Below are 12,843 nucleotides of genomic sequence, written 5' to 3' on the forward strand. Positions count from 1 at the left end.
CGGCGATCAGTATCCGCAACGGGTCGACCGACGGATTCAGCCCGCCTCGAAGACGAAGCTGGTCATGCCCAAGGACCCGTGTTCGATACGGTCGTTGAACAGCCGCGCCTGGTCGTTCGGCCCGCGCGCCCCCAGGACGTAGAGCAGCGGCCAGAAGTGTTCCGGCGACGGCGCCGCGAGCGCCGCGTCCTGGCCCATCCGAACGAAGTCGATCGCCCGCTCCGGCTCGGCGTCGACGATCGCCCGGCGCATCTCGTCGTTGAACCGCGCCGCCCAGTCGTAGGGCGGACAGGCCGCGTCGCCCCAGTTCATCGCCGGCAGGTTGTGCACGACATTGCCGGTGCCGAGGATCAGCACGCCTTCGTCCCGCAGCGGGATGAGCCCGCGGCCGATCTCGAACCGCTGCTGCGGCGTCAGGCGGACGTCGAGGCTGAGCTGGACGACGGGCACGTCGGCCTCTGGATAGGCGTGGACGAGCACCGACCAGGTCCCGTGGTCGAGGCCCCACTGACCGTCGTCCAGCGCCACCCGCGTGGTCGGGGCGAGGAGCTCGACCACGCGCTTCGCCAGGGCCGGATCGCCGGGCGCCGGATACTGCTTGTCGAACAGCGCCTTCGGAAAGGAGGCGCCGAAGTCGTGGATGGTCTGGGGCCGCGCCATCGCGGTCACCGCCGTCCCCCGGGTCTCCCAATGGGCCGAGATGCTGAGGATCGCCTTCGGCCGCGGCAAGGACCGGGCGACCTCGTACCAGGAGCGGCTGGTGTCGTTGGCCAGGATCGCGACCATCGGACTTCCGTGGCCGAAGAAGACCACGGGCATGCGGGCGTCGGCGGTCATGACTTGCTCTCTCCGCTTGGCTGCGCAGCCGCAGCGCTCGCCTGCAGCCGGTCCCGCGCGGCGCGGTAGCGCGGCACGAGCCAGTGGTTGAACTGTCCCTGCGCGCCCTCCTGCCAGGAGTAGCGGCCGCGGGGCGCGAAGCGGGAGCGCAGGCCCACCTGGACCAGGGCGTCCACATGCATGTCCTGGGCGATGATCTTGCCCGCGCTGGTCATGATCATCTCCAGGCGCTCGGCGAAGCCGGGGACCTGGGCGGCGCCCGGCGCCACCAGCACGCCGGTGTCCTGCTCCATCGTCTCCGGCCCCGTCGCCCGCAGGATCAAGAAGATGACGAGGTCGCAGGTGAGCACCAGCGACAGGGTCGGCGGCACATTGGCGAAGGTCATCTGCCCGCGCTCGGCCTCGCTGAGCTTGGGAAACACCGGCAGCACCGCGCGCTGAGTGGGGTTGAAGCTCGCGTCGGGATGCAGGGTCCCGTTGAAGCGCAGGAAGCCGGCGTCGTCGGGTTCTGACGGCGGGAAGACCGCCAGTTCGCTCGGCACGAAGTCGTGCAGCGGGCCCTGGTGCAGCTTCGAGGCGTGATAGCCGTCGTTATTGTTCTCGAACATCACCTTCCAGTTCCAGGCGAACTGGCCGGTGTTGACGCCCGCGGGCTCGGCGCGCTCGAGGTCGTAGCCAGCGAGCGCCGCGGTCACCTTGCCGAGGCGCGGCGCCAGCGGCGGGGCCTCGAGGTCGAAGTTGATGAAGATGAAGCCCAGCCAGATCTCCACCTTGAACTCGGGCAGACGCACCTGCTTCCTGTCGAAGTCGCAGGTGCGCTCCATGGCCGGGGCGTTCACCAGCCGGCCGTCCAGGCCATAGACCCAGTGATGGTAGGGGCAGAGGAAGCCGCGCGCCTTCCCCTTGCCTTCGGCCACCAGCATCCCGCGGTGCTGGCAGACCGACGACATGGCCCGCACGACCCCGTCGCGGGCGCGCGCGACGACGATGGGCTCGCCGATGATCTGGCTGGTGAAGTAGTCGCCGGGCTCCTTGACCCAGTCCTCGCGGCCGACGCAGAGCCACTCATGGTTGAACAGGGCCTCCTTCTCGAATTCGTAGAAGTCGGCGGCGACGTAGCAGGCGGGCGGCAGCGTCTGCGCCCTGTCGAGGCTCAAGGTCGAGGTCTCGAGACTCCGAAAAAAAGCGTCCGTCAGGACGGAGGACATCTGGAACAACCTTGCTGAAGAGGACGCGTAGGCGACCGATGCAACGGTAGGCGGCGCGTCAGATCTGATCTTGCCCCAGGACGCACGGAGAGTTTCGCCGGCCCTTCTTCCGACGTGGGAAGAAGGGCTGGCGCGCCCGGCGTCTGCGGCCAAGGGCGACTGGGACTAGAAGGTGTAGGTGATCGTCCCGATCACCTGGCGCGGAGGGATGAACTGCTGGCTCGTCTGGCCGGTGCCGTACGGGTCGGTGTAGCGCGAATTGACGCCCGCCTTGTCGAACAGGTTGGTCGCCGTGAGCGAGACCCGGTACTTGGCGTCGTTGGGCGCGTACTCGAAGTAGAGATCGGTCGTGCTGTAGGACTTCACCCGGTCCAGCGCAGGCTGGTTGAAGACCCGCGCCCACATCGATCCGCGATAGGTGTACTGGACCTTGCTGGTGATCGACCCGCGGGGCAGATCCCACCGATAGGAGACGTAGGCCGTGCCCGAGACCTTGGGCATGGCGGGCGGGGTCTTGCCCTTGATGTCCCGGGCCGCCGCGATCACCGCGTCCCAGCAGGCCGGATTGTAGAAGGCGCCGCCGAACGCGCAGGGGCTGGAGAACGACGGATCGTTGATGATGGCGTTGGCCACGGTGGAGTCGATGGTCTTGTAGGAGCCGACGATCTCGCCCTTGACCAGCGAGAGGGTCGCGCCGCTCCGCAGATGGTTGTCGAGGCCGACGTACTGGGCCTCGAACTCGACGCCGTAGTCGCGGATCTTCGGGATGTTGGAGATGCCCGCGGCGAAGGGCACCGGGTCCGTCTGGATGTACTGGAAGTTCTTCTGGTTGTAGTAGAAGGCCGCGACGTTCAAGCGCAGCGAGCGGTCGAAGAAGTAGTTCTTCGAGCCGATCTCGAAGGCGTCGTTCTTTTCCGACTTGAAGGTCGGCAGGATCACCGCCTGGCCGGAGTTGCCGTTGACGCCGCCCGGCTTATAGCCGCGCGCATAGCTGGCGTAGACCATGTTGTCGGGCGTGACGTCGTAGTTCGCCTCGATCCGCCCGGTCGGCGTCGTGCCCTTGCTGCGGTTGACCACGGTGCTCGTACCGAAGGCCGAGAAATTGTAGCTGTTGTTCTTGAAATAGTCGTGGTTCAGCCGGACGCCGCCCGTCACCCGCAGCTTGTCGCTCACGTGATAGGTACCCTGGGCGAAGGCCGAAAAGGACCGCCTGAGCACGTGCGAGATATTGCCGTAGTTCAGGTTGGAGGGCGGATTCGTGCTGACGTCGGGCGGAATTGTCAGGTCTTCCGCCGTAGGCTGCGTATTGCCGCCGAACTCCACCACATACTGCTTGCTGCCCTGGTAGAGGGCGAAGGCGCCGACGATCCACTCGAAGGTCGATCCCTCCGGCGAGAGGATGTCGAACTCCTGGGTGTAGTTGTGCACGTGGGTGTTCCACGCCGCGATGTTGTCGTAGGCCCCGATCAGCGAAAACGCGCTGCGTGACGAGCTCATCTGCTGCACGTGGTCCAGCCCCTGATAGGCGCTGACCGAGCGGAGCGAGAAGGCCGGCCCGTCCCACTGCAGGTTCAGGTGGTAGAGCTGGCTCTCGAGGCTGAAGTGGCTCGGATAGTCCTGGAAGACCTCGCGCGGGTCGGGCAGCGGGTCGTTGATATTCTTCTGCGCGTCGCCGTGCTGGTTGGATTTGTAGAGCTGGGCCGTGAGGGTGGCGGAGAAGTTGTCCCTGGGCTTCCAGAGGACCGCCACCTTGCCGCTCGCATCGTGCGCGTCGTCGAGCGTCAGCGGCGCCAGCGCGACGTTCTTGGTGAAGCCTTCGCGGTCGAACTTCTGGACCGAGGCCCGGATGGCCACGCTGTCGTTCACCGGGATGTTCACCGCCGCCCGTTCGCGGAAGAGCTCATAGGTCCCGACGCTCACGTCGGCATAGCCGTCGAACCGGTTCAGCTGCGGCTGTTTGGTGACCATGTTGATCGCCCCGCCGATCGAGCTTTGCCCGTAGAGCGCGCCCTGCGGCCCGCGCAACACCTCGATCCGGTCGATGTCGAACAGCGTCTGGTCGAGCGCGATGGTGTTGGCGATGTAGACGCCGTCGATGAACTGCGACACGCCGGGCGAGGTGGTCAGGCCGTTCTCCGGCGTTCCCGAACCGACCCCGCGGATCGTCACCAGGTTCTCGAAGCCTGCGGTCTTGGTGGCCTGCAGGCTGGGCACCTGGGAGTTCAACCCTGTGATGTGGGTGATGAAGCCTTCGTCCAGGCTCTTGGCCTGAACAGCGGTGATCGCGGCCGCGGTGCGCTGGACGTCGACGCCGCGACGCTCAGCCGTGACGATGACGGTGTCCAGCGTCACGTTGGCGGGCGCGGCCTCCGTCGCCGCCTCCAGGGCTTCAGCCGAGGCGGCGGACGCCATACACGCTGCGATAGCAAACAGACAGGTGGTAAGCATGAGGTCGCGCTTCTTGCGCTGTGGTCGACTTAACATGGCCCCCTCTCAATTCAGGAATGATGATCCTGTTCTGAAAGTTGACTGCAACGACCTCTGATCACCCCACACAACAATGCTTGATCGACGATTTTTTCGATTGTGCGTCCTATTTGATCAGTAACACTATATCACCGTCTAAAATAAAGGCTGAATATGAAATAATATTTCACATATGAATTACAGCACAAAATACCACAACGCGAGCTCATGCGCAGAAGATCCAGCGATCCACTACTTCACGTAACCTAATTTTACGTATTATTGCTAGAAGCGATCTCGTCGAGACGGCGAAATCCGCTCGCGCTTCCGACGTTCAACCTTCTTCATCCGCGTCCGCCTGGCGGCGGAATGGGCTGTCAGACCAGGGCGGATTTCCGGCCCCAGACTTCGCGGGCCTTCTCGTAGACGCCCTGGTCGTAGGAGTACTCGATGGTGTTCCCGTCGGGATCCTTGATGAAGCAGACATAGCCGATCTGCTTGGGCATCTGGACGGGACCAAAGGCGAGGCAGGCTTCCGCCCTGGCCCGCGCGGCGATCTCGTCGACCGCGGCCTGGCTCGCCGCCTCGATGCCGATGTGGGCGAACGGGCCCATCGGCAGGTGGGCGGCGGGCGCGAACGGGTCGTGGCCCTCGAAGAACTGGCCAAGCACGAGGATGAAGGGCGCCTCGGCCTGGGCGGGGTCGCCCAGCCAGGCGTTCTTGCCGTCGAGGTCCTCGCCGCGCGCCAGCAGGCGCAGGTGGGTGAAGCTCTTGTACCAGGCGATGCTGGCGTCGATGTCCTTCACCGCCAAGGCGATGTGCGTCCAGGTCGTACGCTTCGGACCCGTCGTGTGATTGTTCTGGCTGGCCATGCTCGACGCCTCGGTCAACACCTTCATCTTAAAGGCTTATACCGGCGCGGCGCGCCTGGCTTGCTCGTAGGCGCATGAGATCTTTCCGCGTCATGCCTTCGGGGCGAGGTTCGCGAACGCTCCCCGGTGATGGACCAGCGGCGGCCTCGGCGAAGGGTGCTCGGTGCGCACGCCTCGGCCCACCACCACCAGGTGGTCGCCGGCGATGATGCTCTCATGCAGCACGCAGTCGATGAACACCGACGCCTGGTCGAGCTGGGGCGCGCCGCGACCGGTCCTGCGGAACGGCAGGCCTTCGAACCGCTCCGCCTCAGGCGCAAAGGCGAAGCGTTTGGCGAGCTCCTGGCCGTCGTCGCCCAGGATGTTCACGCCGAACACCTTGCTGGCCGCGATGGGCGCGCAAAGCGGGTTCTTGAGGCCCAGGCAGATCAGCAGCAAGGGCGGACTCAGCGACACCGAGGAAAAGGCGCTGACCGTGGCGCCCACCGGGCCTCCCTCGCGCCAGCTGGTGACGATCGTCACGCCGGACGCAAATCCGCCCATGGCGAGACGCCACTCGGACGGGCTGGGGACGGTCTCGGCGAGGGAGGCTAGCGGATCGGCCATGGTGTCCGGTTCGGAAGTCCTGTGCGGGCGATGAGATCGCGGCCAGCCTGGCGCGCGTCGGCCCGCACCTTCTCCTCGTCGATGAGAGTGGCCCGGCCGTCCTCCAGCACGCGCACGCCGTCGATCCAGACGCTGTGCACGCCGCCCGACGGCGCGCTGAACGCGAGCTGCCCCACCACGTCGAAGACCGACCCCCACTCCGGCAGGTCGGTGTCGTGCAGCACGAAGTCGGCCTTCTTGCCCGCCTCCAACGAACCGATCAGGTGGGACATCCCCATGGCGCGGGCCGGCATGACGGTCGCCATCTCCAGCACCGCGGTCGCCGGGAAGAGGTCCTGGTCTCGCCGCGCGTCGCGGAACAGGCTCGCCATCAACCGGCCCGAGGCCAGGATGTCGGCGGCCATGCCGTCAGTGCCCAGCATCACGTCCACGCCGCGATCGAGCATTTCCGGGAAGAGGCCGATGTGGGCGAGGCCGAAGCCGCCTTGCAGCGCCGCGTGCGGACAGTGGATCGCGCCCGCCCCGGATTGCACCAGGAGGTCGAGCTCGCTCGCGTCGATGTCGGCCAGGTGGGTGAGCATGACGCTCTCGCCCAGCACGCCGATGTCCGCCAGGTGCTCCAGCGGCCGGCGATTGTAGCGGGCCAGGAACCAGTCGGGGTCGCCCGACCGCGGGCTCATGTGCGCCGAGACCCGCAGGCCACGATCGTCGGCCAGCACCTTCGCCGCCCGCCAGACCTCGTCGGAATTGGTCGAATGTCCGACCAGCAGCGGCCACGCCGCCAGCCGCGCCTCGCCGCCGGCGTCGGGGTAGCGCTCGACTTCCGACTCGAGGATGCGAATCGCCGCGGCGGAGGCCTTCGCCTGGTCCGCGCCCGGATCGTAGGCGCGGCCCTCCACCCACTCTCCGACGCGGCCGCGGATACCCGTTTCAGAGAGCCCTTGCATCACCGCGTCGAGCTGCAGGACCGTGCCGGCCTCCACGAAGGTGGTCGTTCCGTAGCGGATCATGGCCAGGGCCGCGCATTGCGCGGCGAGCCGTTCGTCCTCGGCCGTCTGGGCGCGGAAGATCGGGATCACCCAGCGCATCAGCTTGTCCGACCAGCTCTCGTCGGGCGCGCCGCGCGCGAACCCGCGCGTGAGCGGGTCGCCGGTAATGTGGATATGGGCGTCGACGAAGCCCGGGGTGATCACGAAGCGACGGCCGTCGAACACGGTCTGGGCCTGCACCGTGCGCGCCAGGGCCTCGCGCTTGCCGACCGCGATGATGCGGTCGCCGGCGATCGCCAGGGCGCCGTCCTCGATCACCTGGCGCGTCGCGTCCATGGTGATCAGGGTCGCGCCGGAGATCATCAGGTCGGCGCGAAGCGTAGGCTCGCTCATTCGGCGGGTTCCCCGAGGAACTCGGCGGCCGCGGCCGGGCGGCGCAGCGGCGGGCTGAGGAAGAGGGTGGCGAAGAGCAACAGGCCGGTGACGCCGGCGCACAGCAGGAACATCTGCGAGAAGCTGCCCAGGGTGTCGCGAGCCCAGCCGCCGAACGCCGGACCGGCTGCGGCCACGGTGCTGATCATGCACATGATCGAGAAGAGCTCGAGGTTCGGCCCGCGGCCGAAATAGTTGAACAGCAGCATGGTCGAGGCGACGAAGCAGAGGCCGAAGCCCAGCCCGACGCCGACCACGAAGACGCTCATCAGGCCCCAGCCGCGCGCCTCCGCCAGGCCCGCCATGCCCAGCGTCAGGGCGGCGAGCGAGACGATCATCAGCACCTTCGGCGAGAGCTTCTCGCCCAGCATCCCGCCGAAGACCGCGATGACGGAGCCGACCAGGGCCTCGAGGCTGAGCATGGCGGCCGCCGCCTGGGGACTGACGCCGCGCTCGGTGAGGTGCTGGACGCCGAACCCATGCGCCGTCGTGTTGACCAGCAGATAGGTCGTGTAGCCGCCGACGATGACGTAGAACTGCCAGGTCCTCAGCGCGCGGCGCACGGTCCAGTCCTTTAATCCCTCGATCACCTCGGCGGGACCCGGATGCTCCGGGACCTCGGTCTTGTGGCGGCTCTCGTCGCGCCGCCCGGGCGTGGTCAGGATCGCCGCCACGCCGGCGATCGCGGCCAGGGCCACGAAGGTCACCCAATAGAGGCGCCAGCCATGGCTCAGCGCATGCACCGCCACATAGATCATCGGGCCGGCGACCCCGCCCAGTGAGCCGATGGTGAAATAGGCGCCGATCACGAAGGCGCGCTTCTCGAACAGGTCGGTCAGGACATGGGTGCCGGGGACGGTGCTAACGAGCGCGAACGCCATCCCGATCAGCACGGTCGCGGCCAGATACATGGCGACGGAGTGGGTGACCGCCATGGCGCCGAAGCCGGTGACCAGCGCCACCGTGCCGACGAACATCGTCCCCCGCACGCCGGCCAGCCGGATCAGCACCGCCGGCATGAAGCTGGCGAGCCCGCAGGCCACCCCCAGCACGGTGTAGCCGACGCCGGCCTCGGTCCAGGTCCAGTGCATCTCGCTGACCATGGCGGGAAGCACCACGCCCAGCGAGGAGAAGGCCCCGGCAGTGACCACGAAGAACAGCAGGCTCAGGGCCGAAAAGGTCAGCCAACGGGGGGAGACGAAGCCGGGCACGGTGAGCTCCTACTCGCGGGTGTAGTTGTCGGGGATCCGAGGGTCGGGCCCGCCCTTCACCCAGAGGATGATCTCATTGCCCCACGGGTCCCGGATGGCGTGGTTGAAGCCGTTGAATTCCTTCCAGTAGTGATTTCGCCAGAGCTCGACGGCGCCGCGCTCGAGCGCCCGGCCGATGATCTGCTCGGGCGACTGGCCCTCCCCCACCTCGATCCAGATCCGCGCCTTGCGGCCGTCGGCCGCGAGGGTGCGCGGCGCGACGCCCGCCGGATCCGGGTGGGGCCGGGCGTTCTCGGCCTTGAAGATGCCGAGGTGGAGGTTGCCGATCTGGCTGTCGCTACCGTCGGGATTGCGGAAGCTCCCGCCCGGAACCATGCGGTGGAAGAGGCCCAGCGGGCGCGCGTCGTCCTGCCAACCGAAGACTTCGCTGTAGAAGCGGCCGGCCGCGGCCGGGTCGTCGGAGGCGAGGTCGACGAAGATCAGGGTGTTGGGGGTCGCCATTCTGGTCCTTGCTGGCTGAGATGGGTCAGGGCGCCCCATCTAGCTGGATGAGGCTACGCTTCGCTTGGAGAGCGTCTTGCATGCACGCGCCTTAAGACTTGCGCGATCCAGGAGCGGCCTGCGCGTCGATTGAACAGTCTTGCCCAAAATCCTGGCGAAGCGGCCAAATCGTCTCTCAACCCACGACTGTCATCCCGGTTTCGCTGCGCGAAACCGGGATGACAGTCGTGGGGGCGATTACCTCCTCGGCAGAAGACTCCTCACCCCTCATGCGGCTCGGCCGCCGCCGCCTCGCCGAGGCTGGCGCGCCGATATTCCCGCGGCGTCACGCCATAGCGTTCCTTGAAGGCGCGGCTGAAGTGGGCCGAGCCGTTGAATCCCCAGCGGAAGCAGATCTCTGAGATCGAGAGGCTGGCGCAGATCGGGCTGGAGAGGTCGAGCCGGCAGCGCTCGAGCCGGCGGTGCCGCAGATAGGTGGTGAAGTTCTGGTCGGCGGAGGCCAGGAGCTTCTGCAGCGATCGCGGCGAGATCCCGTCCGCTGCGGCGACCTGTTCGAGCGTCAGGTCGGGCTCCGGCAGCAGGGTCTCGATGGTCTGGCAGACCCGGTGCAGGTGGGCGGCCCGCGCCGCCTCCGCCCCGCCGAGCGCCGCGGGGGACTCCTCGGCCGCCAGGTTGGCCACCAGGAATTCGGTGATGGCCAGCTCCATCGGCCGCAGCTGCTCGCTGGTGAGCTGGGGCAGCGCCTCGGCGGTCGCCCGCAGCAGGCCGGAGAAGACATGTCCCAGCCCGCGGTCGCCGCCGAAACGGCCGACGCTCAGGGACTGGGGCGCGAGCAGCCGATGGTCGAGCGCCACGCGCGGCGCGCTGACGAACAGCAGGCGGAACGGCGTCTCCAGCGTCAGGGCGGCGTCGATCCCGGTGGGTCCGTAGATGATGTCGCCGGTGTCCAGGGTGGTGGTCGTGAGGTGGCCGTCCCAGAAGGTGGCGGATCCCTCGATCAGAACCACCAGCCAGACCGCCGCGGGCTGGTTCGGATTGCGTCCCGAGATCTCCTGCGGGCTCGCAGACATGACGGCGAAGTCCATGCCCAGCGGCGAGCGCAGGCAGGAGACGTCGCCCTGGAAGGGCTCGGGGTGGTCGAGACGCGCCAGCGGCAGATTCAGGCGGTTCATCACCTCCCGCCACGCAGGCTCGCAATCCTCCTCCGGAAGGCCCGCCGTCGTGAAGCCCCACGCCTTCATGGGATTGAGCAACGGCTTTTCGACGGGAACGGAATTCAAAAGGTCCAGCAGCTTATTATCCCGAAACCAAGTGGGTCCGGGATCGTAGGCGAGCCGGAGCGGGTCGTCACGGAAGCCACGCGGCGTTCGCGGCTCGGCGCCTATTTCGCAGGCGCCGTTCGCGCCCGCGACGGCGATCCACGGCAGATCGTCTTCATTACAGTCATCTTTTCGACGAAGCCGATGCGCTCGTCAGAGCGACGCGGCGGCTTCGCGTGCAAGCACGGCGGCCGCAGCTGGCGTATCTCTGCTCTACCTACCGAGTCGGGAGCCCGCCATGCCCAGCCCCATTCTGCAGCCCATCGTGGCGCTCGTCCTGTGGTCGTTCGTCATGTGGGCCTGGCTCTACGCCACCCGCATCCCGGCGATCCAGGCGGCCGGAGCGCCGATGAAGCCGGAGATGACCGCCGCCGACCTCACGCGGTGCTCCCGCCGCAGGTGCGGTGGAAGGCCGACAACTACAACCACCTGATGGAGCAGCCGACGCTGTTCTACGCCGTCGCGCTCGTCCTGGCGTTCGCGGGCGCCGGCGACGGGCTGAACGCCGGGCTCGCCTGGGCCTATGTGGCGCTGCGGATCGTCCACAGCCTGGTGCAGGCGCTGGTCAATGTGATCCTGGTGCGTTTCGGGGTCTTCATGGTCGCCTCGCTGGTGCTGCTGGCGCTAACGATCCGGGCGGCGACGGCGGTCATCTAGGCAGGTCCAGCTTCCGCGCACCACAGCCCTGACGGCGCGGAACTCGCAGACCGTCGTGGACGTAAGCGTCCGGCTCAGCCACCCTGAACCCATGGAAAGAAGCGTGAGCCAGTCACCCCTGCGAGACGCCCGCATCGTCGTTCCGGAGAGCCGCGAGCTGGATCTCTTCACCTCGATGCTGGAGAAGCTCGGCGCGCGGGTGGTGCGCTGCCCGCTGATCCTCGTGCGGGACATCGAGGAGACGACGGAGCTGGACGGCTGGATCGGCCGGCTGAGCCAGGGTCAATACGACAGCATCATCTTCTACACCGGCGAAGGCGTGACCCGCATCTGGGCCGCCGCCGAACGGCTCGGCCTGCAGTCCGCCGTGTTCGACGCCCTGGGCAAGGCGCGCAAGATCGCCAGAGGCCCCAAACCGATCGCCGCCCTGCGAAAGCTCGGGCTCGGCGTCGACCTGGTCGCCGAACAGCCCACGACCGCAGGCGTGCTGGCGCTGCTGCCCACCCTGGCGCTCGAGGGGACGCGCATCGGCGTGCAGCTCTACCCGGACGCCGACGAGGCCGCGCTGCGCACCGCGCTCGAAGCGGCAGGCGCCGTCTTCGATCCCGTCCTGCCCTACCAGTACGTCTCCGACGAGGCCGACGAGCGGGTCGCGCTGGTGATTGGGGAGATGTCGGCCGGCCGCGTCGATCTGATCGCCTTCACATCCAGCCCCCAGGTGCGTCGTCTGACCGAGGTGGCGCAACGACTGGGCCTGACCGCGGAGCTCGCGCGAGCCTTCGAGAAGACCAAGATCGCGGCGGTCGGCCCCTTGACCGCCGACGCCGTCGGCCTGGCCGGCGGCCAGACCGCGATCCAGCCGCTCAGCAACTTCCACCTGAAGCCTCTGGTGGCGGAGATCGTACGCACCCTGGGATCCTGACCGCTCCGGGTCAGGGCGGCGGCGTCCTCAGGAGACCACCCGTCCGCCGTTGACCCCGATGGTCTGGCCGGTGACGTAGCTGCTGGCTTCGGAGGCCAGCCAGGCGCAGGCGTTGGCGATGTCCTCGGGTTCGCCGGTATGACGCACCGGGATGCTCTGGATCAGAGCTTCCATCGACATCGGGAACTTCCCCCGATTGGCCTCAGACATCAGCGTGTTCATCACCGTGCCCGGCGGGATGTTGTTGACCGTCACGCCCAGCGGGCCAAGCTCCTGGGCCAGGGTGCGGGTCAGCGAAACCATTCCGCCCTTCGAGGCCGAATAGGGCGCCATGCCGATGGCGCCCGTCTGGGCGCTCGACGAGGAGATGTTGATGATGCGGCCCCACTTGGCCGCCTCCATGTCCGGCAGGACGACCTGGGTGACGATGAAGGTCCCCTTGAGGTTGATCTCCAGGATCCGGTCCCACTGGGCGTCGGTGATCTCCTTGAACGGGGTGGTGTCGGTGACGCCGGCGTTGTTCACCACGATGGTGACCGGGCCGAAGGCCTCGCGCAGCCTGGCCACCGCCGCCGTCACCTGGCTGCGGTCGGCGATGCTCGCCTGCAGGGCGATCGCCTTGCCGCCCGCCGCCTCGATCTCGCCCACCACCCGCTGGCAGCCCTCGAGGTCGATGTCGAGCACGCCGACGGCGGTCCCCTCGCTCGCCAGCCGCCGGGCGCAGGCCCGGCCGATGCCTGCCGCCGCGCCCGTCACCAACGCCGTTTTCGCCATGATCATTTCCTCCCGTTCGTTATCGCGGGGTCACGCCCGCTTCGTTGAG

General features: G+C 67.5%; 13 protein-coding genes. 3 read left to right on the top strand and 10 right to left on the bottom strand.

The genetic code is table 11. The annotated features are described in order from the left end of the window. Positions 1–36: 36 nt before the first annotated feature. From ygiD to ACSQ2B_RS09810, 9 genes are all read right to left on the bottom strand, one after another. Positions 37–837, bottom strand: a complete 801-nt coding sequence (gene ygiD, locus ACSQ2B_RS09770) for a 4,5-DOPA dioxygenase extradiol (protein ID WP_436049347.1) — start codon at positions 835–837, stop codon at positions 37–39. Beyond that, a complete protein-coding gene (locus ACSQ2B_RS09775) occupies positions 834–1,994 on the bottom strand; it encodes an aromatic ring-hydroxylating oxygenase subunit alpha (protein WP_436049349.1) in 1,161 nt (386 codons plus the stop codon). The genes ygiD and ACSQ2B_RS09775 overlap by 4 nt, the downstream gene beginning before the upstream one ends. Before the next feature lie 216 nt (positions 1,995–2,210). Beyond that, positions 2,211–4,457: a TonB-dependent receptor gene (locus ACSQ2B_RS09780; RefSeq protein ID WP_436049350.1), complete on the bottom strand. Its 2,247-nt coding sequence runs from the start codon at positions 4,455–4,457 to the stop codon at positions 2,211–2,213. 431 nt (positions 4,458–4,888) lie between these two features. Next, complete coding sequence (locus tag ACSQ2B_RS09785; RefSeq protein WP_436049351.1) at positions 4,889–5,410, bottom strand: VOC family protein; 522 nt, start codon at positions 5,408–5,410, stop codon at positions 4,889–4,891. Positions 5,411–5,473: 63 nt separating this feature from the next. After that, positions 5,474–5,989, bottom strand: a complete 516-nt coding sequence (locus ACSQ2B_RS09790) for a flavin reductase family protein (protein WP_436049353.1) — start codon at positions 5,987–5,989, stop codon at positions 5,474–5,476. Continuing rightward, positions 5,974–7,371 (bottom strand): amidohydrolase family protein, encoded by a 1,398-nt coding sequence (locus ACSQ2B_RS09795; RefSeq protein ID WP_436049355.1) that lies wholly within the window; start codon positions 7,369–7,371, stop codon positions 5,974–5,976. The genes ACSQ2B_RS09790 and ACSQ2B_RS09795 overlap by 16 nt, the downstream gene beginning before the upstream one ends. Continuing rightward, on the bottom strand, positions 7,368–8,621 hold the full coding sequence (locus tag ACSQ2B_RS09800; protein ID WP_436049356.1) for an MFS transporter: 1,254 nt from the start codon (positions 8,619–8,621) through the stop codon (positions 7,368–7,370). The genes ACSQ2B_RS09795 and ACSQ2B_RS09800 overlap by 4 nt, the downstream gene beginning before the upstream one ends. Before the next feature lie 9 nt (positions 8,622–8,630). Then, positions 8,631–9,122 carry a VOC family protein gene (locus ACSQ2B_RS09805; RefSeq protein WP_436049358.1) on the bottom strand — a complete coding sequence of 164 codons (492 nt, stop codon included), beginning with the start codon at positions 9,120–9,122 and terminating at the stop codon, positions 8,631–8,633. Positions 9,123–9,382: 260 nt separating this feature from the next. Continuing rightward, on the bottom strand, positions 9,383–10,294 hold the full coding sequence (locus ACSQ2B_RS09810) for a helix-turn-helix domain-containing protein (protein WP_436049360.1): 912 nt from the start codon (positions 10,292–10,294) through the stop codon (positions 9,383–9,385). Positions 10,295–10,679: 385 nt separating this feature from the next. Here ACSQ2B_RS09810 and ACSQ2B_RS09815 point away from each other — a divergent pair, with 385 nt between their 5' ends. The 3 genes from ACSQ2B_RS09815 (at position 10,680) to ACSQ2B_RS09825 (ending at position 12,020) form a co-directional block, all read left to right on the top strand. Then, positions 10,680–10,874 (top strand): hypothetical protein, encoded by a 195-nt coding sequence (locus ACSQ2B_RS09815; RefSeq protein WP_436049362.1) that lies wholly within the window; start codon positions 10,680–10,682, stop codon positions 10,872–10,874. Next, positions 10,841–11,098, top strand: coding sequence for an MAPEG family protein (locus ACSQ2B_RS09820; RefSeq protein ID WP_436049364.1), 258 nt, complete (start codon positions 10,841–10,843; stop codon positions 11,096–11,098). The genes ACSQ2B_RS09815 and ACSQ2B_RS09820 overlap by 34 nt, the downstream gene beginning before the upstream one ends. 103 nt (positions 11,099–11,201) lie before the next feature. Continuing rightward, on the top strand, positions 11,202–12,020 hold the full coding sequence (locus ACSQ2B_RS09825; protein ID WP_436049366.1) for a uroporphyrinogen-III synthase: 819 nt from the start codon (positions 11,202–11,204) through the stop codon (positions 12,018–12,020). Between the two features lie 27 nt (positions 12,021–12,047). On the opposite strand, the gene ACSQ2B_RS09830 is transcribed toward ACSQ2B_RS09825, so the two are convergent. Next, complete coding sequence (locus ACSQ2B_RS09830) at positions 12,048–12,794, bottom strand: SDR family NAD(P)-dependent oxidoreductase (protein WP_436049368.1); 747 nt, start codon at positions 12,792–12,794, stop codon at positions 12,048–12,050. Positions 12,795–12,843 lie beyond the last annotated feature (49 nt).

It is taken from the genome of Phenylobacterium sp. LjRoot225 (genome assembly GCF_964252855.1).
Lineage (GTDB): Bacteria > Pseudomonadota > Alphaproteobacteria > Caulobacterales > Caulobacteraceae > Phenylobacterium.